This window comes from Paenibacillus sp. KS-LC4 (assembly GCF_036894955.1).
GTDB lineage: Bacteria > Bacillota > Bacilli > Paenibacillales > Paenibacillaceae > Pristimantibacillus.
In genome coordinates, this window is record NZ_CP145905.1 from 5,250,001 (window position 1) to 5,270,886 (window position 20,886).

At 48.0% G+C, this 20,886-nt stretch carries 16 protein-coding genes (1 of these 16 only partly in view); 4 read left to right on the forward strand and 12 right to left on the reverse strand.

The window, feature by feature from the left end:
* Both uxuA and V5J77_RS22265 read left to right on the forward strand, forming a co-directional pair.
* A protein-coding gene (gene uxuA, locus V5J77_RS22260) for a mannonate dehydratase (RefSeq protein ID WP_338553027.1) crosses the window boundary here: on the forward strand, nt 1–562 show its 3' portion. 524 nt of this gene lie to the left of the window's left edge; only the last 562 of its 1,086 coding nucleotides appear in the window; the start codon falls outside the window, past its left edge; it ends in the stop codon at nt 560–562.
* A complete protein-coding gene (locus V5J77_RS22265; protein ID WP_338553028.1) occupies nt 559–1,422 on the forward strand; it encodes an SDR family oxidoreductase in 864 nt (287 codons plus the stop codon). Before uxuA ends, V5J77_RS22265 begins: the two co-directional genes overlap by 4 nt.
* A gap of 177 nt (nt 1,423–1,599) precedes the next feature.
* Here the strand turns inward: V5J77_RS22265 and V5J77_RS22270 are convergent, their stop codons facing one another.
* The 8 genes from V5J77_RS22270 to V5J77_RS22305 all read right to left on the reverse strand — a co-directional run bounded on the left by V5J77_RS22270 (nt 1,600) and on the right by V5J77_RS22305 (nt 12,378).
* The gene (locus V5J77_RS22270; protein ID WP_338553029.1) at nt 1,600–2,493 is read right to left on the reverse strand and encodes a dihydrodipicolinate synthase family protein; all 894 of its coding nucleotides are present in this window, start codon (nt 2,491–2,493) and stop codon (nt 1,600–1,602) included.
* 46 nt (nt 2,494–2,539) lie between these two features.
* Entirely contained in the window at nt 2,540–3,502 is a 963-nt protein-coding gene (locus V5J77_RS22275; RefSeq protein ID WP_338553030.1) for a phosphoglycerate dehydrogenase, read from the reverse strand.
* A complete protein-coding gene (locus V5J77_RS22280; RefSeq protein WP_338553031.1) occupies nt 3,502–4,332 on the reverse strand; it encodes a carbohydrate ABC transporter permease in 831 nt (276 codons plus the stop codon). Before V5J77_RS22280 ends, V5J77_RS22275 begins: the two co-directional genes overlap by 1 nt.
* Nucleotides 4,333–4,342: 10 nt before the next feature.
* Nucleotides 4,343–5,215: a sugar ABC transporter permease gene (locus tag V5J77_RS22285; RefSeq protein WP_338553032.1), complete on the reverse strand. Its 873-nt coding sequence runs from the start codon at nt 5,213–5,215 to the stop codon at nt 4,343–4,345.
* A gap of 88 nt (nt 5,216–5,303) precedes the next feature.
* The gene (locus tag V5J77_RS22290; protein ID WP_338553034.1) at nt 5,304–6,638 is read right to left on the reverse strand and encodes a sugar ABC transporter substrate-binding protein; all 1,335 of its coding nucleotides are present in this window, start codon (nt 6,636–6,638) and stop codon (nt 5,304–5,306) included.
* A gap of 236 nt (nt 6,639–6,874) precedes the next feature.
* Complete coding sequence (locus V5J77_RS22295; protein ID WP_338553035.1) at nt 6,875–8,593, reverse strand: response regulator; 1,719 nt, start codon at nt 8,591–8,593, stop codon at nt 6,875–6,877.
* Nucleotides 8,593–10,299, reverse strand: coding sequence for a histidine kinase (locus tag V5J77_RS22300; RefSeq protein WP_338553036.1), 1,707 nt, complete (start codon nt 10,297–10,299; stop codon nt 8,593–8,595). The genes V5J77_RS22295 and V5J77_RS22300 overlap by 1 nt, the downstream gene beginning before the upstream one ends.
* 351 nt (nt 10,300–10,650) lie before the next feature.
* Entirely contained in the window at nt 10,651–12,378 is a 1,728-nt protein-coding gene (locus V5J77_RS22305; RefSeq protein WP_338553037.1) for an N-6 DNA methylase, read from the reverse strand.
* Nucleotides 12,379–12,527: 149 nt separating this feature from the next.
* On the opposite strand from V5J77_RS22305, the gene V5J77_RS22310 reads away from it, so the two are divergent.
* Nucleotides 12,528–12,785 carry a helix-turn-helix domain-containing protein gene (locus tag V5J77_RS22310; protein ID WP_338553038.1) on the forward strand — a complete coding sequence of 86 codons (258 nt, stop codon included), beginning with the start codon at nt 12,528–12,530 and terminating at the stop codon, nt 12,783–12,785.
* The gene (locus V5J77_RS22315) at nt 12,782–13,828 is read left to right on the forward strand and encodes a restriction endonuclease (RefSeq protein ID WP_338553039.1); all 1,047 of its coding nucleotides are present in this window, start codon (nt 12,782–12,784) and stop codon (nt 13,826–13,828) included. The genes V5J77_RS22310 and V5J77_RS22315 overlap by 4 nt, the downstream gene beginning before the upstream one ends.
* 197 nt (nt 13,829–14,025) lie before the next feature.
* On the opposite strand, the gene V5J77_RS22320 is transcribed toward V5J77_RS22315, so the two are convergent.
* The 4 genes from V5J77_RS22320 to V5J77_RS22335 form a co-directional block, all read right to left on the reverse strand.
* Complete coding sequence (locus V5J77_RS22320) at nt 14,026–16,038, reverse strand: methyl-accepting chemotaxis protein (RefSeq protein WP_338553040.1); 2,013 nt, start codon at nt 16,036–16,038, stop codon at nt 14,026–14,028.
* A 321-nt stretch (nt 16,039–16,359) separates the two neighbouring features.
* Entirely contained in the window at nt 16,360–18,825 is a 2,466-nt protein-coding gene (locus V5J77_RS22325; protein ID WP_338553041.1) for a CopD family protein, read from the reverse strand.
* Between the two features lie 148 nt (nt 18,826–18,973).
* The gene (locus tag V5J77_RS22330) at nt 18,974–20,038 is read right to left on the reverse strand and encodes a DUF4198 domain-containing protein (RefSeq protein ID WP_338553042.1); all 1,065 of its coding nucleotides are present in this window, start codon (nt 20,036–20,038) and stop codon (nt 18,974–18,976) included.
* Nucleotides 20,039–20,203: 165 nt separating this feature from the next.
* The gene (locus V5J77_RS22335; RefSeq protein WP_338553043.1) at nt 20,204–20,875 is read right to left on the reverse strand and encodes a response regulator transcription factor; all 672 of its coding nucleotides are present in this window, start codon (nt 20,873–20,875) and stop codon (nt 20,204–20,206) included.
* Nucleotides 20,876–20,886 lie beyond the last annotated feature (11 nt).

Below are 20,886 nucleotides of genomic sequence, written 5' to 3' on the forward strand. Positions count from 1 at the left end.
AGTTACGCAAGAGCATCTATGGGCAAATGCGAAATATTTTCTCGATGAAATTATTCCGTTTGCTGCTGAGCATGACATTAGAATGGCCATTCACCCCGATGATCCGCCTTGGCCGATTTTTGGTCTGCCGCGCATCATTACAGGGCAAGATCATATTCGCCGTTATCTCCAATTGCATGACAGTCCTTATAATGGTCTTACTTTATGCACTGGATCGCTGGGCGCTAATCCGGAAAATGATATCGTGTCGATGATTCACGAGTTTGCCGATCGCATACCGTTCACGCATATTCGCAACGTACGCGTCTATGAAAGCGGCGATTTCATCGAAGCGTCACACCGGACACAGGATGGTACAGTCGATATCGCTGGTGTCGTGCAGGCTTACCATGAGGAGCAATTCGAGGGCTACTGCCGTCCGGATCACGGCCGTCATATTTGGGGTGAAGTATGTCGTCCAGGCTACGGCTTGTATGACCGCGCCCTCGGCATCATGTACCTTTGGGGCTTATGGGATGCATTTCAGAAAGCTGCCAACACGAAAGGAGCTGCTGTGAAGTGAGCGAAACGATAAATTTACCAAACCATGCCTCTATCGGGGGCAAGGTCGTCGTCATTACAGGCGGCGCAGGCGTATTATGCCGCGCAATGGCGCTGGAGCTTGGACGGCAAGGAGCGAAGATCGCCGTGCTTAACCGCACAGCGGAAAAGGGCGAGCAGGTTGCGGTAGCTATTAACGCCGCAGGCGGACAAGCTATTGCCGTTGCATGCGATGTCACCAACCAGCAAAGCGTTGCGGCAGCAGCGGAAACGGTGCTAGCCAAGCTTGGTCCTTGCGACCTGCTCATTAATGGCGCAGGCGGTAATCATCCAAGCGCCAACACGACGAATGAGACGTTCCAGCCAGAGGATTTGGACAATCCTGACGTTACATCATTTTTCGACTTAAACGTTGACGGCTTCCGCAATGTGCTGGATTTAAACTTTGTCGGCAGCCTTATTCCGACTCAGGCTTTTTCCAAGCAGATGCTTGGCAGGGCTGGCGCAGCCGTTATTAACATTTCGTCGATGAGCGCACCGTCGCCAATGACGAAGGTTCCGGCTTACAGTGCAGCCAAAGCGGCGATCAACAATTTCACGCAGTGGCTCGCGGTCCATTTGGCTGATGCCGGCATTCGCGTAAATGCCATTGCACCCGGCTTCTTCCTGACCCAGCAAAACGAGCGCCTGCTGCTGAATGAAGACGGCTCCCATACGGCGCGGGCTGGCAAAATCATCTCTCACACGCCAATGCGCCGCTTCGGCTCGCCGCAGGATTTGCTCGGCACGCTGCTATGGCTGGCGGATGAGCAAATGTCCGGCTTCGTCACCGGCATTGTCGTGCCGGTAGATGGCGGCTTTATGGCCTATTCTGGCGTCTAAGCTCATGCCTTATGCCTTGTGCCGTTAGATGAGATCAGTTGCGGATAGGCACTATGAGAGTATGGATGAGTATACGTCTTCTGGTTTGCATACACAATCTAACAAGCAGCGCCCCTCCTAAATGAAGCAGAGGCGCTGCTTGTTATTAATCGACTTTCAGTAATATATATGACATCGCTAAATTACCTGTGGCAGCGCAGCGAGCTGCTCCTTCAGCGCCGCCACCTCCTCCGCGCCAAGATCAAGCTGCGGCGCGCGCATACAGCCGGCATCTATGCCGCGAAGCTTGAGCGCTTCCTTGAAAAAGGACATATTCGCTCCGCTTCTCAGCACCTCGCAATATTGAATCGCAATGCGCTGCCATTCGCGGGCCTTATCCAAATCCTTCGCCTGGTAGGCGTTATATACCGCCACAAAAGGCTCTGGATATACACACGACACGCCAGATATCACACCGTCACAGCCCATCGCAAGCGCCGGAAGGAATAAACGGTCGGCCCCCTGCATCACGGAGAAATCGCCGCCTTGTATAGATAAATATTCATTCGTGCGCAGAAAATCAGGATAGCTGTACTTGACGCCGACTACGTTGCCGCAGCGCTCTGCTACCCTCCGGGCAACATCCGTCTTGAGATCATTAGATGCACATTGCGGAATATTGTACAAGTAGACGGGGAAGTCAGCAGGCAGGCTCGACGCTACCGTCACATAATATTGCTCCAGCTCCGCATCGTTTGCGCCAAGGAAAAACGGCGTAACTACACCAACGCCGTCAGCCCCAATATGATGGGCATGCTGCGCCAGCAAAATCGTATCACTTTGTGTTGCCGCGCCTGCATGAATAAATACCGTAACTCTTCCAGCCGCTGTTTTCACGACCGTCTCCGCAACCGCTTTGCGCTCGTCAACCGACAGCCGCACCATCTCTCCTGTCGTTCCTAGGGGGAACAGACAGTGTACGCCCTTGGAAATCAGAAATTCGGTCAGCGCCTCCACCTTTGTCAAATCCACCCGTCCTTCTTTTGTGAACGGCGTCACCATCGCCGTCGTTACACCGTACAATCGTTTCATCGTGCCAATCCCTCTTTCTATTTATCGTTTAGGTTAAGGCTATAAGTTACCGAAGCAAATGCTCAGGGTCCTTGCCTGTAAAAATGTCCAGCAGCGCCTGCGCCGTATTTAGGCCAACCCGGTAATACGTCTCAGCCGTTTCCGCTGCGGTATGAGGCGTTGCAATTAGCTTATCCAGCTCAAAAAGCACATTGTCCGCCGCTACCGGCTCCTGCTCGTACACATCAATAGCCGCTCCGGCGATACTGCCCTTTTTCAATGCGCTGTACAATGCTCGCTCATCGACTAGCGCACCCCGCGCCGTATTGACGAAATAGGCTGTCGGCTTCATCTGTTCAAATTGCTTATCACTCATCATATGGTAGGTCTCCTTGAGACTCGGCAGATGCATGCTGACGACATCGCTCTGAGCGAGCACTTCATCGGAGGAGACAAGCTTGACCCCAAGCGCCTTCGCCTTCTCTTCATTCGGGTATTTGTCGTAAGCGATGATTTCTACATCGAAGCCGTGCAGCTTCCTCGCTACCATTTGGGCAATATTGCCGAAGCCAAGCAGCCCGATTGTGCGATCCGCCAGCTCCATGCCAACCGTGCGATCCCAATAACCGCGTCTTGCCGAGCGTTCAAGCGTCGGGATGTTGCGAAGCATGGATAAAATGAGGCCAATCGTCAGCTCCGCTACTGCATTGGCGTTGCCGCCCGGCACATTGGCAACTTTGATGCCATATTCCTCTGCCTTCGCCAAATCAATATTGTCGACGCCAACGCCGAAGCGGGCAATGCCCTTAAGCTTTGGCGCCAGCTTAAAAATCGCTTCATCCCATGTATCTACGCCAGCCACAACCCCGTCGATATCCGCGACAAGCGGAGCAAGCTCCTCATACGTATGGGGCCGACCAAGCTGGTTTTCGATAATTTCACAGCCTGCCTCCTCCAGCATTCGCTTCGCATCGGCACATAGCAGCGAATAATTCGTCGCCGTCACTAGAACTTTATACTTTGTGCTCATTATTTGACTCCTCCAACGGTCATCCCGCTAACCATATATTTTGATGTAAACAAATACATAATAATGACTGGAATTGAAGCGATAATCGAGCCGCCCATCAGCGGACCCCAAGCGAATACATCGCCAACGATCATATCTGATAGGCCAAGCGTAATCGTCTTATCGCTCGTTTTCGTTACGATAACGAGGGCATATAAATATTCGCTCCAGCACAGCGTGAAGGCAAAGATAAAGGTGGCGGCAAGCCCAGGTGCAGCGAGGGGAAAAATAACGCTCCACATCGTGCGCGCCCGACTGCAGCCGTCGATCATCGCCGCTTCCTCAATCTCTCCCGGAATTGATTTAAAATAGGAGACCAGCATCCATGTCGCATACGGGATCGTAATGGTCGGGTATATAAGCATGAGACCATAAACCGAATTGCTAAGACCAATCGCATTTACCAGCATATATAGCGGAATGAACAGCACCGCTCGCGGCATCAAGTAGGCGTACAAGATTCCTCTGGATATAAAGCCGCGGCCCTTGAACTGCAATTTGGAAATGGCATAGGCAGCCAGCATGCTGAACAAAATCGACAGAAAAGATACGATTAACGATACGTAAAGGCTATTTTTAATATTTGATAAAAAGCCCTTCTCCGTCAGCAGCTTCTCATAAGCGGACCAGCTGAACACCTGCGGCCAGAAGGATGGCGTCATATTGTAGATTTCCCCCTGCGACTTGAAGGACGTATTCAGCATCCAATACAGCGGGAACAAAGCAAAGAGTAATAAAAAAGCTAAAGTTCCATAGACGAGAACCTGTTTGCCGATTGATTTATTTTCCATCCTATATCACCTAATCTCTGGATGATAGCGAGCGCTTCGTCACGTAGTTGATCAGCAGAATCAACGGCGGCATCGTCATAATGGCGATGGCGATCGCTTTTCCAAGGCTCATATTCAAAAATCCGATCGTATAGCTCAGCGTAGACAGCACCTGTGTCGCATTGGCAGGCCCGCCGCGCGTCAGCAGCCAAATAATTTCGAAATCGTTCAAGGTCCAGATCGTAGTCATCACTGCAGCGAGTATCGTAACTTCCTTCACGGAAGGCAGCGTCATATGCCAAAATCGCTTGACCGCACCCGCCCCGTCCAGCATAGCCGCTTCATACATTTCCTTCGACACGGTCTGAAGGCCAGCTAGAATGGCGATTCCCATAAACGGAATGCCTCGCCATACGTTAACCAGAATGACCGAGAACATCGCAAGGTCCGGCCTTGCCAGCCAGCCGAGCGGTTGATCAATTAGATGAGTCTTCAATAGCAGAAAGTTCAGCACCCCGCCGACATCGGAGTAAATCCACTGCCAGGTAAACACCGAGACGATAGTCGGGATCGTCCAAGGTAAAAATAAAAGAACACGGAACGTATTGCGGAATATAATTTTCTCATTAAGCACAAGCGCCATAATCATGCCAAACACCGTTTTGAACAACACGGCTACGCCGGTAAAAACAACCGTATTCCACGTCGCCTTCCAAAATGCCGAATCCTGCAGCAGCTCCAAATAATTGCCGAGCCCGATAAAAACCGCATCCGCGCCTACGACTTTATTCGTAAAGCTTAAATAAAGCGCCCAGCCGAATGGCAGCACCATTACCGCAAGCAGATAAATCAATACCGGGCTCATGAGGAAATAAGCCAGTTTATTGTTTTGGTTTGTATTCAAGCCTCATCCCGCCTTACTTAAAGGCATTGGAGGGCCAAGCGTTCTGGCCGTCCTCCGCCGAATTAATAACAGCTTACTTTACTAAACCTTATTTGCTGTAAACCTCTTGAATTTTAGCCTGCATATCTGTGATGGCCGCTTCCGGCGTGTAGCTCGTTTCAAGCAGCAGCTTCTGGAACGTATCATTGACGATGCGAAGATTGAACACTTCCCCCGCCCTCGCATTGTACTCGCCAGGATAGCCGAGGAAATTAAAGCCAGCAACAGATTCGACAAATGCTTTGTTTTTCTCATCCTGCCATACCGCTTCCTTCGCGAGCTCGTCATATACAGGTGCCGTCAGTGGAGCGCCCTTCTCAATCCATGACTTATACCAGTCTTTATCCAGCATGTAGGAGATGAATTTTTTAGCCAAGTCCTTGTTTTTCGAATCTTTGAAAATGCCGAGATTGTTGCTGATGCCTGGAATAAAGATGCCTTTAGGACCGGCCGGGTAAGGCGCGATGCCCGTTTTCTCATACAAGTCCGGGTTGTCCTTCTTAATCGTCGCGAGCACGCTGCCCGTGTTAAAAATCATCGCCGCTTGGCCGCTCAAGTAAGCTTTATTGTTGCCTGCGTCATCCCAACCGATTGCGCTTGGCGGCGTGCTTTTATCCGTTAAGAAAATATCGCGGATAAACGAAGCGGCTTGTACCGTTTCCGGCGAATCCGCAATGACCGTTTTGCCGTCCTGCGTATCGACAGACCCGCCGTAGGACCAAATAATGCCGCGAGTCAGAAATTCGGCGTCAGAGTTGCCCTTGCCATAGCCCATGCCGATGCCATATAGGCCTTTGCTTGTGTCTGTCAGCTTTTTGCCCATTTCCCTAAGCTCGTCCCATGTTTTCGGCGGCTCTGTATAGCCTGCACTGGCAAGCAAATCCTTGCGATAGTAGAGCACCTGCGTCTCGGTCCAGAAGGGCACGCCATATTGCTTGCCGCTGAACGTAATCGCTTTTTTCGTATTTTCATTAATGGCGTTATTGCCTTGCAGGCTGGCAACCACATCGCTTACATCCTCTAAAACGCCTTTTCCGTAAAATTGCCCAATTTCCTGATAGCCGAAAAAGGAAACATCCGGCACCGATTTGGATTCAATCGCCGCCGTCCACTTCGGATAAAAATCCTCGTAGGCAATCAGCTCCACATTTACGTTCACGTTGTTGTCCTCACCAAACTGCTTCGCACGCTCTGTAATTAGCGTATTTTGATCGTCAAACAGTTGCTTCTTCATCCAAAAGGTAAGTGTTGGCTTCTCGCCGCTGCCCGCTTGAGCGGTCGTCCCGCCATTGCTTCCCGTTCCCTGATTGCCTGCATTACCGCAGCCTGCCACGACAACTGTCAACAAAGAAACCGCTACTGCCTTTTTCAATCCGTTTTTCATAGAAATGCTGACCTCCCGTTTCGCTTTTTTTCACGTACAGCATCATCTTAGTTGAAGCGCTTTCATGCTTCTGTCCCTATCTTAATTCGAATAGCTAAAAGATAATATGACAACAATTTAATCGAATGATACAAAATTAACAGGATTCCGCTACAGCATTTTTACAGTGAAAAAGAGTACAAAAAAACAGCACCGCTCCATCGCTTGGATTGCGGCGCCGCTGCTATGGCCCTTCGCTATTTCATTTCTTTACCGCCCTCCAGCTTTTGCCGGTACTCCTGGGGCGTCAGGGAATAATATTTTTTGAACACCTTATTGAAATAATTCGGGTTCTGATAGCCTAGCTGGAGCGCGATTTCATAGCTTTTCAGAGTTGGATTTGCCAGCATGGATGCTGCCAGCTCCATCTTGAGCCGCAGCACATAGTCACTCACATTTTCGCCCGTCGCAAGCTTAAAGATCCGCGACACATGAACCGGATGCATAAATAGATAATCAGCGATCGCTTGCAGCGTCACATCGGTGACGAGATTTTTCTCAATGTAGCTGCGAATTTTGCCTACCGTTATTTCACGTTCATTTCTCGTATCATTTTCCATGCTTTGCCGCAGCAGCCGAAATGCTTCGTCTATCCAGCTTTTCAATGCCGTAATGGAGCGGCTTGGCAGCAGCCCGCTCATATCCGATAAGCCGGAGCCGATCATTTCCCCCAATTCACGACCGTTCTTGTGGGCAAAGGAGCAAAACGAGGCATAGATGGAGAAAAACACTTCCATCAGATGCTCCGGGGAATCCGGCCAGCCTTGATTCAGCTCGCTCCATATGCCGCCAAGCTTCTGCTCGGCCGCTTCCCAGCTGCCCGACTCCATCAAATGAATGAGCATCGGCGGCTCGTATAGGCGCTGAAGCGAATGAACTGGCTGCTGGCGGGCGATATCGCAAGCGACATGGATAAACAGCCCGCTCTGGCTGCCGACCTGACGACGCAGCGCCAGCAAAACATCCTCATACCGCTGCCTGACATCTTGCGGGAACGACCCCCACTGGCTGACGAGCACGGATACCTCTCCACTCAAATAATGATTGACGCTGAGCTGAAGCTGCGAGGCTTTGAGCTGGAGCTCCTCATCCGGGGCCTTGCCCTCATCTGATGAACCATACAGCGGCTCCTCACCCTCTCCTTGCTTGTCTGCGATAGGCGGCTCGCCAGCGCTTGCTGGAATTTCCGTAACAATGCCCACCAAATAGCCGTGAATGGTTTTACATGTCCAGAGACGGAAACGCTCCTCAAACAGCTCCTCCGCCATATTGCTCACGGCATATTCCATCAGAGACAGACTATAGAAATCCATCTCCGACAGCTTGCCCTCAAGCCGTACGAGCATCAGCGCAAAGCGTTGACCCATGGCAACTGGAATTTTGAGCGATTCCAGCTTTTCGGGCAGCCGCTCGGCTGAATATTTACGTCCCTCAAGCAATTCATTCAAGAGCTCGCCCTGAAGCTTGGGCAAGTTCTCTTGAAAGGCTCTTGCTACGCGCTGATGGAAGCTCTTCTCGTCCAGCTCCTTCTTTAATGCTTGAACCGCCCCGCCCACCTTTTCCAAAATGTGGCCGTCACTGATCGGCTTTAATAAATAGTCATATGTTTCATGGGCAATGGCCTGCTGCGCATAAGCAAACTCGGCATGGCCGGACAATAAAATGCATTTAATCCGCTTCCAGCTCCTGCGAACCTGCTGGAGCAGCTCCAATCCGCTGATGCCCGGCATCTGGATATCCGTAATCAGAATATCAATCGTATTCGTATTTAATATTTCAAGCGCCTCTACGCCAGAATAAGCTTTAAACACAGCGCCGATGCCGATTTGCTCCCATGGAAGCGTATCGGCAAGGCTGTCCACCACGCTCGCCTCATCGTCCACAAGCAAAAGTCTAAATGCCCGCTGCTCATCCATCACGCTTCCTCCTTGTCCTCCCATATAACCTCCGTTCGAAAGCCATTCAGCGGCGAAGGGGAAGCAGAGAACCGCAAGCCCGATTGACCGCCGTATAGCTGTGCCAACCGCTGATGTGTATTCCATAGGCCGCAGCCAGTGTGCTCATCCAAAGGAACAGCAAGCGACATACGCAGCTTAACCATCTCCTCCTTCGTCAGGCCGCCGCCATTATCATCAACGATGAGCCGATTCACGCCGTTATGGCGCAGCCCTTTAATTTGGACAATGCCAAATTGCAGCTGGCTTTCAATTCCGTGGACGACTGAATTTTCCACAATAGGCTGAATGAGCAGCCGCGGAATTTTCAAATCCATCATTTCCTCAGGAATATCAATTTCATAGTGCAGACGCTGGATACGGAGCTGCTGAATAATCAAATAGTTTTCCACCAGCTTAAGCTCCTCACGCACCGTCGTCATGCTATTTTCCATTCGTGTCGTGTAGCGATAGTATTCACCTAAATTTAGTGACATCGCCACGACAGCCTCCTTATCGCCAAGATTCGCCATATTTTTAATATAAAATAAACAGTTATATAAAAAATGCGGGTTGATCTGCGATTGGAGCTGCTTCAGCGTCGCTTCCTTGGAGCGCAGCGTCTCCATGTAAACCTTGTCGATCAGCTCCTGAATCTGCTCCGCCATCTCATTAAAGCTGCTGAACAGAAACTCAAATTCATTGTTAGGACGCTGCTTCAGACGGGTAGAAAACTGTCCGTCCTTGATACGCTGCACTCCCCGCACCAGCAGCACAATCGGTCGCTGAACATTGCGATACAGCAAAAGGGTAGACAAAACGCCCAGCGCCATTAATAATCCAATGGAGATATAAAACAAATTGCGGCTTGTATTAATCGGCGCAAACACGCTCGCGAGCGGCACAGCATCAACCAAATACCAGCCAAGGCTGGCGGACCTAATATAATTTACAATATACTGCTGGCGATTAATTTCAAGATTAAGGCTGCCGCTGCCCGCAAGCTGCAAGCTTTCCAGCTGCTCCATCGCCTGTGTGACAAGCCGATAGTTGCCGTTAAAGCCCATGATCGGCGCTTCGCCCGGATGATAAAGAAAAGGCTCGCGCGCCTCATCCTGCTGGAGCGAGTTGAGCATATTTTTTAAATTGGCATCGGTGAACCGCACCTCTACATATAAATTTGGCATGTCCGACTGCTGCATGCGACTGAACAGCATTTCCTTAATGCCGAACGTTGTCGCATATTCATGAACCCACTTGCCCATGTCTCTGGCTGCAAGCTTCTGCTCGTCATAATGGGCGGAATAATCCGTCGAGATCAGCTCCTTGGTGTCGCGCAAATATAAAATAATTTGATTCGTCCAAGCGCTCGTCGTCGTTTGCATATTCAGCATATCCACAAGGCGCAAGTGGCGCTGGAGCTGAACAAGCTCATCATTTTTCCCCCGGCCCTCCACATACTCTCGAATGCTGTAATCGCGGCTTGCCGAGGTGGAGTGCTTCACCAGCTGATCCACCATCATGTCGAGCTGGCTCATAAAAAAACCGAGGCGGTTAAGATTCTGCTCCTTAATCGTCGTCTGCACCACGTCTACGCTTACTTGGTTCGAATAGCCGTAAAGCAAAATAATCGGGATGAGCAGCGCAATAATCAAAGCTATCATTTTCCGAAATGTCGTCATCTTCATCGCTTTTCCTCCGCCTTACGTTATAAGTTCAATCTCCTGGTCTGCTGCGGATCACGGGAATCAACGCCATTCTACCATCATTTTCGCGCAAAAGAAAACGCTTACCTAATGTTGCATAAGGAGAAACCGCTATGTATTCAAAACAAATTGCAAAGCAAACAGGCATTTTCCGCACATGTCGCTGGTGCAGAAAAATGCCTGTTTTCGTATGCAAAATAAAAAATTGCTGCTGTCCTCCAGCAGAAAGAGATGGCCGGCGTCTACACGATGGCCAACCAAATGGAAGCTAGAAAAATAAGCTTTCACATATTACAACTGCGTGTCACATTTGGCTGAACAATTCGTCTTATTTTAAAGTTTAATGTCAAAAGCTCTCAAAATATTCTCTTCTATTAGTAGTTCTAATTTAAGCACTTCATTTTCATCATAAACATTTTCTACGAGTTTTTTAGTGAGATTAATAGCTTCAAGAGAATTTATATTTAACGGATCTGGCAGTAAATAATTTTTTACGTATTGAGTTAAGTATCTTTTTCTCCCTGAATAAAGCACATTTTGAAACTCAATTTCATGATATTTGTTCATTATTTTTGAGTTAGCTACTGCTGTTGCTAAATATAATAAATCTGAATTTCGATCATCTATAAGGGATAACCAATAACAGTTTCCATCAACCATATAACCCGTCAAATCAATCGCAAATTTAGGAGACGGGCTTATATCTGGAAAGATTACTTTAGGTTTATTTAGAGCGTTTGGATCCTGAGGAACCCAAATTTCATACCAATTCCTCTTAGCTCTTATGACATATTTTCTTCCTTCTAGTTGTTGCCTATGCATATTCAAATATTTTTGTGCATTAGGATACTTCGTTATATCAATAGCTTCTTTTTTTTCATGATTGCTAAAATGAGTATATAATATTCTTTTTTTAACCTTAGCAGAATCAATTCTCCATTTCGAAGCACTATCAGAAGATACAAGTAGAAAAAGTAAATCTCCCTCCGGGATAAACTCCTCTTTTTCCCATTTATCACTTATGAAAACATTATCAGCAGTAGTCTTTATCCCTACTCTCACCTTGAAAACATCCTCAAATTTACAGTGCGAATTTTTTCTAAGTTTATCAGCCCATTCTTTATCCTCTTTGGAAGCCATCACCCAGAGTTCCGCCGGATCTTCTGATATACCTAAATAACCAACCGTTACTTTATATTTTTTATCATTAATATTATATATACCACTGCTATTTTTATTTAATGCGTGAAAAAGGGTTTTCGCATTTACTACTTTATCATCTATATCATGATTTGCTTCCTCGTAAACCTTCATGAAATTTACTTCTTTATTTCTCTTAATTTCATTATTTTTTTTCTTCCTCCCGATAAAGATAGCAGGTAATACAGCAGCATTAAAAAGTTTTGTATCTCCTAGATCAATGACCTCTAATATTTCGTAATTATCATCCAAAAATTTGCGGGTGTCTTTCCCCCCAGTTGTAGTCAAATATCTGTTTGATGTAATTACACAGATTATACCGTCTTCCTTTAACTGTTTGGTCATCGCAACAAGAAAAACTTGGTACAAATCAACTCTACCCTTTAAGTTGAATTTTAAACTTAATTGTTGTGCTTTATCAGCCCCCATAACTTGCGTTCTAACGTAAGGAGGGTTAGCTATAATTAAATCCGCTTTTTTTATTATTCCATTTTCATGTAATGGACTTACTTGAGATGATTCAGTTTGAGAAAACAGATCATAATCTGCTTCATTCTCGAATAATTCTAAATAGTCCATATTGAATGTATCTATATTATTTTTACTATAGTTAAGATTTAATTGATCAATAGCTTCTTTACTAGTATCAATACCAATTAAATGAGAGGGGTAATTATGAAATATATTATTAACAGCTTTAAGTAACTCTCCATCCCCACAAGAAGGATCAAGAATCGTTAGTTCAGAAGGTGCATTATTTGATTGCTGTTTAAAGTAATGAAGCAATTTTTCAGCCATAAAATTAGAAAGATCAGCCGATGTATAATGTGAACCCGTCTCTTTAGTTGATAAAACATTCATATTTTATAAAACCCCTTATTTATTTTTTGAATCTATAAAATTTATCAACACCTTAATGATGCTTATTTACATCTCAAAGATGCTTATCAACATCCAAATGATGCTTATAGACTGTCGAATATAATCTTTATCTTTGGGATAATTATAACATGAACAATAACATAAAATATCAAAAAAACGAAAAAACGAATGAGGATTTTTTAAGGCAAGTAGGAAAAAAAGTGAAGTTTTTCAGGCATTTGAAAGGTATCACTCAAGAAGCACTAGCACATGATGCTGGGCTAGATCGTACTTTCCTTGGCTACGTAGAAAGGGGAGAAAAAAACATCAGTGTTTTAAATTTAAAAAACATAGCTGATGCACTTGAAGTTGAAATCTCAGAATTATTACCACAGGAGGAAACATGAAAAGGGCATACACAATCAAAAATAATATCACAGTCGACCGTTTGAGCATTTATGACGTAATTGAAATAGGTGATGAACATTATTGGTTACCTTCGAAAGAACTAGAATTTTTGCTTTCCGAACAATTAGTTGGGCTCAATTTAAATGGGCTTCCGTTACGCACACGATCTAAAGTTGTAAAATCTCATGTATGCTTAGCATTAGGCTACCCCGTTCCAAATTCTTTCAAAAAAACCCAACCGCGTTTTGCATGTCAAAATTTTGATGTTTATACTCAAAAATCAAATAATTTACAAATATGGAATGAAGAGGTTTCACCTTCGCGTCGATATGTGTTAATAAGAATAACAGATGATGATGTAATATCTCAAGTTAAGGTAGTATCAGGAGATACAATATCGGATTTAGATAAGACAGGAAAATTAACTACGAAATATCAAGCGAGCTTAAACAGACCTAAAACATTAATTGCTGAGCAATTGAGTTCGAAAGATACAGATTTCGTGCAATCAATCTATTCAGAAAATTATGAAATATCAAAAATGGTTTCTCCTTCAGCTTATCCTGAGTTTCAACAACTAATGCCCCTTGATAAAATTTTTAAAAAATTATGTGCAATTGTAGGACAACGAATACCTTATGAAGGTGCATTGCAAGAGAGGAATCGTGGCGGAAATTTACACAAGTTAGTTTGTAAGTCGTTAGGATATTCCTATTTTAATGACGATGGTAAATTTCCAGATGTAAAGCATCAGCTTCTAGAAGTTAAATTGCAGACTTCCCCTACAATCGATTTAGGTTTATTCCTGCCAAATGATGCCTCTTATTTAGATCTACCTAAAATTGCAGGTGAAAATATACGCATGTGTGATGTAAGATATGCAATCTTTTATGGCGAGTTATTTGGGAATGAAATTGAAATCACCAATTTTTACTTAGTTGTTGGAAAGGATTTCTTTAGTCATTTTAGACAATTCGAAGGTAAGAAAATTAATAGAAAGCTACAAATCCCATTAGGTAGAGAATTTTGGGAAGAAGATTAGTTCATTTCCTTACTATACTCAGTGGGGTATATGTTAATTGGCTTTTGATAAAGTAACTTTACGTATTACTATAGTCCTGTTTTGTGATGAACTAACATTCCTTACATGCAAGTAATTTAAAAAATGAAGCAAAATAGCCGTCTAGCATGGACGGCTATTTCAATTTTCACTCTAATTGAAGAATAAAATTCTACAGTTTACAGTTTAAAGCTGCCTACTTTGTTTTGCAGCTCGGAAGCAATTTCCGACAGACCGACTGCTGATGAGGAAATGCCCTCCATGGCGTCGAGCTGCTGGTTGCCAGCCTGCGTCACCTGGCGGAACGATTGTGACGATTCGTTCGCAATACCCGAAACCTCATGAACGGATGCCGCCACCTCCTCAGCACTTGCCGACATTTCCTCCGTCACAGCTGAAACATCATGAATTTGCTGGACGATCAACCTCGTGGATTGCTCAATGCTTGCCAGCGCCTGCCTCGCTTCCTCTGTTACGCGCAGTCCCCCCCGCATATCCTCCGAAACTTTGTATTTCATCATATCGTAAGTAGCTGCAACCAGCTTCGTCATCCGGCCAATCGTCTCCAGTATTTGATCCGCTGTCGTCTTCGACTGGTCTGCCAGCTTCTGCACCTCCTGTGCAACGACGGCAAAGCCTTTCCCGTGATCGCCCGCCCGTGATGCTTCAATGGCCGCATTAAGCGACAGAAGATTCGTCTGCTTGGCAATGCCTGCAATCGCTGTACTCATCTGCGTCACCTGTGCGCTAAGCTCATGCAGCTGCTCGATCTGCTCGGAGGAGCGGTCGATGGATTCGCCGATTTTTCTCATTTGGACCGTTACTTCCTGTACTTTATCGCTGCCTTCCATAACATTGTGCTCCGTCTCCTTCGACGATTGCACAATTTCAGACGAGGCTTCGGCAATTCTCGTAATGCCGATCGCCATTTCCTCCATCGTTCTGCGCGTCTCGTCCGTCATGCGCGCTTGATTTTCCGCCCCTTGTGCCGCTCCACCGATCAGCTCCGATACAAGCTCCACCGTCTTCGTATTTTCCGTTGTGCTTGCACTAAGCTGCTGGCTGGCAGCCGCTAGCTGATTCGACGAATCCGCCACCTCCATGACAATGCCGCGGAGAGAAGCAACCATCGCGTTGAAGTTGCCGGCAAGCTCCCCGATTTCGTCCCGGCGCTTCGTCTCGACTTTTTCCTGCAAGTAGCCCTCGCTTACTCTTCTGGCTGCACGGTTTAATTGCTCGATAGGCCTTGTAATAGCGCGGATAATAAAAAATAGAATGAGAAATGCCGCAACGAGCGAAATGACCATAACGAGCAGCGAGTTAAGCAATATAGGCTGTGCGGCCTCCGTAAACTCCTGAGTTGGCAGAGCCCCGACCAATTTTAGTCCGGTATCCTTATTCGTTACGTAAAAGGCTTTGCGTTCCACATTATTAATCGGATCATTGTAGAATAGCTCTCCGCTATCCTGCTCCAAAATCGTCTGAATACCTTCATTATTAATCGGCGTTCCCACTTCAATGGTAGGATGCGCTAGAATAACGCCCTGCTGATCCATTAAATAAACAAAGCCCTCTGAACCGATTTTGACATTCTGAATTAATTGCCCAATGGCCTCTACGCTCAAAGCAACGGTAACCCCGCCCTGACCATCCGCAAACGCTTGAGATACCGTAATCGTATACTTATTCGTCGTTGCTGATAGACCCGGCTGGGATACGACAACTTCTCCCGGGGCCGCCATAATCGCCTTGTACCAAGAGCGCTCACGCGGGTCGTAATCCTCCTGTCCCGGATTCGGTGATTTCATCCAGTTGCCGTTCGCGTTGCCAATCGTTACAATCTCTACCTCTGGATGGCTTGCTGTAAAATTGTCTATAAGCGCCTGAGCAGTCTCAGACCTTTCATCTACTGCTGCCGATGAGAGCAAGTAGGCTAATTGCTTTACATTGGCTTTCTCAAGCCCAATTATCTGATCGATTGAAATATCGAGCGAGGACACTGTAGAAGCTGCTGTTTGTCCCATTTTATCCTGAAGCTGAATTTTAGCGTTGCTGTAAGAAAAAAACGTAGAAACGGCCAGTGATAAAATGAGCATCAAGGAAATGTAGAGAAGGAGCCTGCTTCTGAGCCTCCTCATATAAAACTTTTGCTGCCACTGCGATTTTTTCTTCATCTCTCTCTTCTCCTTCATGATAGGATTCCCCCAGCTTGCATTTATTGTATATGTAACTATAGTCGACAGAGCTCACTTGAAAATTGATAGAATTTTCTTTGTATTTGTAACAACTTTTCAACAAAATGATTATGGTATCCGTATCATCTTCCATTCACGGTTGCTAAATCGTTCCATACTAAAAGGCATTGTTTCCTTTCTATTCCTTTTTGCATATTTCAAAAAAAAGAAAGAGGAGCAAGATTGGCTCCTCTTTCCGTTGTATGCTCATTCGTTTATGTTCGGATTATATGCGAATTAGTCGTTTCGCGGCCTAGCGGATATCGCTTGTTTTGCGCACTAAGGTATGCGCTTCTCATAGCGATGCTCCTCGCCCGTTGGATCGGTAATAACAATCGTCATATCCCATATATCGCCGACCGCAGGCACGGGAGCCTTCGACAAATACGTATATTTGTCAAAGCCCTCATAGCCGTAAGGATCAGGCCCGCCCTTGTTGAACTCAAAGGGAATGTCCCGCAATTCCCTCTGCTCGCTGTCATCCTTCGCTTGTACCGCGATAAGCGTTGGAGCCCCCATACCAGTCGGCAGCCACACATCCAGCTGATAGCTCTGCTCTTCTGGCTTAATTCGCATAGACATATGAGCTTTATCGCCCATCACATGCCAGTACACAGGCTCAGCAAAAGCAGGCTGCTCTGGCGGCGCAGTGGAAGACAGTATGCCAGCTGCGATAAAAGCAGCCAACGCCAGCAGCGCCTCTATACGCACCGCTTGCACAAATTTAGGAGCGGAGCTGCTGCCTGCTGCCCCTTTCTCCATCCCTGCCGCCAAACGCGGCATGAGGGAAAAGCGATGATAAGCGCCAATGCCGATAACGGCAGCCAGCAGCAGCGTTTTTAGCACGACCAAGCGTCCATAGCTGCTGTCTGCGAGCTCCGTCCAAGCGTTAAGCCGCTGCAAGGACAACAGAATGCCTGTTGCGGCCAGCAAAATAATAATAGGCAGCGCGACCTGTGAAAATCGCTTGATCATGAGCATTAACGCATCTCGCTGCTTCTCGACGCTAGGAAAACCAGTCTTCCAAGTAGCCCCAATGATGGCGAGGATGCCGCCGAACCATATGGCTGCGGTCCATATATGCACAATATGCGACAGCACCGCCACTGAAAGGAGACTAGAAGCATTAGCATGACCCGTTAATGGGTAAAGCACCGTTAACAGCAAAGCCATCAGCCACTTCAGCGGCGCAACCCAGCGTTCATCACGCTGCGGCGCATAGGCGAGCAGCAGTATAAGCGCCGCCAATGCAGGCCGCAGCCATGCTGCGCGTCCCACCATCGTTGTGGATAAAATCTTCTGATACAGCGCGCCGCCGCTTCCCATATCAAATGCGCTAAGCTGCTCTGCTAACAGCCATACATGGAAAAACCCTGTGGCGCCAAGCACTAGCGCCGCACCTATAAACAACAGGCGCTCGCTGCGCTTGCTAAGCAGCCGTGGTATCTCCGAGCTATCCGCACGCGACCAAAGCACATATCTGGCATATAAAAAAGCAGCTATACACGCCGCAGCGATGACCTCAACAATCCGCAGCAGCGTGTAAATAACGGTTCGCCAATCGCTCTGATGTCCAGCGTCATGATCATCCGAATGGCCGATCATATTGCCGTCCATATCCATATCCATGTCATGATCGGCTCCATGATCGCCAGACATTGAATGCCCATGCGATTCATTCGCTGCTTGCTCCGCTTCTCCCGCTGCTCCATCCCCTTCCGCCGCAGTAGGCGAATTGGGGACCCTGCTTGATGGATCAAGACCTGCTACAGCTTGCTGCTCGCTATTAGCCGTTACAGCAAACTCGTCGCTTGCCGATTTCCCTTCGCTCCCTTTAGAGGAGCCCGCAGCCTCTTCACTTCCTGCGGGTATTTCGCTGCCCCCGACTGCGGGCGATCGACCCGGTTCCGTTACCGAGCTAGTTCCGCCTTGACCGGAGCTACTGGAGGCTTCCGCTGTCCCAGCGCTCGCTCCAGTGTCACTTCCTACTCCTTTAACGCTTTCTGAGCCAGCACTTGTTACAGGATTCGCCGAGCCGCTTCCATTGCCATTCGTCTTGCCTTCTGAGGAAGTTCCTCCAGATGCCGCGTCTCCAGACACCTTGCCTCCAGAGCCGCTGCCGGTAGCGTTAACACAACCCTGCGAGCCGCCTTTACCGCCAGCGGCGGCGCTGCTACTGCTGACGCTTCCGCTGCCCGGCTGGCTAGCCGCTCCCGCTGAAGCATCCTTGCCCGCGCTCGCGCTTCCAGTTCCGGCACTAGGCGAGACGGAGGCGCTAGGCTTCGCCGTAGCCGTAGCTGCCGGTGGCGGCGAGGCGTTGCTATCACCGCCGTCAAGCGAAATCGTATCGCTTGGCTTCGTCGTCGCGAGCGGCACGCCGACCGCAAAGTGAAAGGAACCGTCCGTGACATGTGTATCCACGGACAGCACCTGCCATTTTACCTTATAGATACCTGGAGACAGCTTAGGAATCGTATAAACGAGCCATCTGTCCTTCTCCGCAGACAGCTTGCCCTTTATCGCAATGCCAGCCTCATCCTCCAGCACAATCCGGCTTAAATCGGGATCGAACTCTTCTGTATATTGAATGCGAATGGATGAAGGCGATTCGCTTAGCTCGGCATCCTGAAGCGGAGTCGAGCGCTCCATATTCGCATGCGCGTCTGCAAGGGCCGGATTGCAAAGCATGAACAGCAGCAGCGCCGCCAGCGCAAGCAGGTTTATTTTCAACTTATAAGGAATCATTCGCCTCTCCTTCCTTCTCATGCAAACAGAGCCGCCGAATGATGGCGACCCCGCTATGCGTAAACAGCACTGCGCGTTTAGGGCAGCTGCTTTCCTTTGATGTTCGCTGGCAGGCTAAGCACGTTTGCCCGCTGCCGCTTTAGGCGTTCTATTTTTTCGTATATATCAGCACAGCCGCACGGGTGTCGCCAACTGCTGGCAAAAATTCGACAACCGCTCCCGCTTTTTCAGCTGTTTGACGCAAGGACGCTGCGTTTTTGCTGCTGTAGCTTGGATCAATATACTGCTTCAGGAAGTCGGCGCTCGCGTTCGTTGAGCCTTTTACAAGGGTCAGGCTATCGCTGGACACAAGCTTCCCATCGACATATACATAAGGAATGGGGCTGACTTTACCTGCTGGCAGCTTGACGGCTGCATTTTGCACCGTGTAGGTCATCGTTGCCGTATAATTGACCTTCGTATATTCGCCCTCTTTGCTCTCGTCCGTAGACGTCGAAGCACGAAGCAAATAATAGTCGGCCGCTCCCGTCTTATAAGTCACAAAGCCATTGTCATCCGTTGTCAGCGTCTGACCTTCGGAGTTGCTGCGGCGAATGAGCGATACCTCTGCATCCGCTACCGGCTTGCCCTTCAGCAGCAGTTGCACCTTTACCTCCTGCCCTGGCACGGCAGCCGCCGGATTGAACTGTGGAACGAATTCCGCACGGTCAAGGCTTACCGGATTTGCAAAGCCTTTCAGCGCGCTGACCCGGGCAAGAAGAGGAAGATCGCTGATGGCTACGAACGATTTCGCACTGCGCATCGAGCGGCTGAGCGAGGTCGTATTCACGCTGTCCGACTCACCGGTCACAATGTAAGCGCCTGGCGATGCCGCCGAGAAGGAAGCGACAAAACCATTGTTTACGGCTGGTTCCGTCTCTGTAGCTGCTTCCCCTGTGTAAAACCGTGTTGACGTAATGTCCGTCTTCACACCTGCTGGAGAGGTCACATAAACCTTTGAGCTGTCTACGCCCCATTGGCCGGTAATGCGATAGCTTTTGTGATCATTGGAGTGGTTGCCGAAAAGCATATCCACATACGCAACCTCACCCTGCGCGATAATCGGCGCATTCGTCTGTGTCCAGCCGTCATGAGCGAACGCCGTCGCCGAGACGCTGAATGTTAGTACTGCGGCAAGCGCTGCGGCTGCCAGTTTCTTTTTCCAAACGATCATTAAAATAGCCCCCTGAGCATTGATATTGGATAACTAAATCCTATTATATCGACCTGCCCGCAGGGAAAGAATGACTACAAAGGGCTATTTCCGCACCAGCATTACCGCCAAGCTGTGAACCTTTGATGACGCTTCGCCTGCCTTGCACAAGCCCCCTTCAAAGCTCTAGTCCCGCAAATATCCTTGCTCGAACGCATATTTCGCCAGCTGTACGCGATTGTCCAAATGAAGCTTCTGCAAAATGTTTTTGAGATGGTTCTTCACCGTATGCTCGGAAATCATCAGCATGCTGGCAATATCCCGATTGCCCGCTCCCTGTGCCACACAACGCAAAATCTCCTGCTCCCGCGCCGTGAGCGGACTTTCCTCCTGCTGCCTGCCCGCTCCTGCAAGGGCAAACTCCTGCAAAATGCGCTGCGCCAGCTCCCGCGACAAAGGCGCTTCATCAAGCGCAATCGCCTTCAAATATTCGCGCCAGGCTCCGGGATTTAAATTTTTAAGCAAATAGCCTTGCGCACCTTTCTTTAGCGCCTCAAACAGATGCGTTATATCATCCGATACGGTTATAATCACGATTTTCACATAAGGGTAACGGGCTTTGATTTCCTTCGTCGCTTCTAGCCCGTCCATCTCTTTCATATTAATATCCATCAAAATCAAATCCGGCATTAGCTGCTCCGTAAGGGCAAGCGCTTCAAGCCCGCTGCTTCCCTCGCCGACCACCTCAAACAAAGGCTCCGCCTGCAAAATCGCCCGAATACCCTCGCGCGCATGATGATGGTCGTCCACAATTAATATTCGAACCGGCTGAGTCAAGCCGCATCCCTCTTTTCTCATTGACGTCTGGC

Bases quoted from the DNA above. Each gene is read 5' to 3' on its own strand.
- V5J77_RS22315 (WP_338553039.1), top strand. From the start codon at position 12,782: ATGAAAAGGGCATACACAATCAAAAATAATATCACAGTCGACCGTTTG.
- V5J77_RS22280 (WP_338553031.1), bottom strand. From the start codon at position 4,332: ATGGAAAATAAATCAATCGGCAAACAGGTTCTCGTCTATGGAACTTTA.
- V5J77_RS22335 (WP_338553043.1), bottom strand. From the start codon at position 20,875: ATGAGAAAAGAGGGATGCGGCTTGACTCAGCCGGTTCGAATATTAATT.
- V5J77_RS22305 (WP_338553037.1), bottom strand. From the start codon at position 12,378: ATGAATGTTTTATCAACTAAAGAGACGGGTTCACATTATACATCGGCT.
- V5J77_RS22295 (WP_338553035.1), bottom strand. From the start codon at position 8,593: ATGGATGAGCAGCGGGCATTTAGACTTTTGCTTGTGGACGATGAGGCG.
- V5J77_RS22330 (WP_338553042.1), bottom strand. From the start codon at position 20,038: ATGATCGTTTGGAAAAAGAAACTGGCAGCCGCAGCGCTTGCCGCAGTA.
- V5J77_RS22320 (WP_338553040.1), bottom strand. From the start codon at position 16,038: ATGAAGGAGAAGAGAGAGATGAAGAAAAAATCGCAGTGGCAGCAAAAG.
- V5J77_RS22300 (WP_338553036.1), bottom strand. From the start codon at position 10,299: ATGAAGATGACGACATTTCGGAAAATGATAGCTTTGATTATTGCGCTG.
- V5J77_RS22270 (WP_338553029.1), bottom strand. From the start codon at position 2,493: ATGAAACGATTGTACGGTGTAACGACGGCGATGGTGACGCCGTTCACA.
- V5J77_RS22310 (WP_338553038.1), top strand. From the start codon at position 12,528: ATGAACAATAACATAAAATATCAAAAAAACGAAAAAACGAATGAGGAT.
- V5J77_RS22290 (WP_338553034.1), bottom strand. From the start codon at position 6,638: ATGAAAAACGGATTGAAAAAGGCAGTAGCGGTTTCTTTGTTGACAGTT.
- V5J77_RS22275 (WP_338553030.1), bottom strand. From the start codon at position 3,502: ATGAGCACAAAGTATAAAGTTCTAGTGACGGCGACGAATTATTCGCTG.
- V5J77_RS22325 (WP_338553041.1), bottom strand. From the start codon at position 18,825: ATGATTCCTTATAAGTTGAAAATAAACCTGCTTGCGCTGGCGGCGCTG.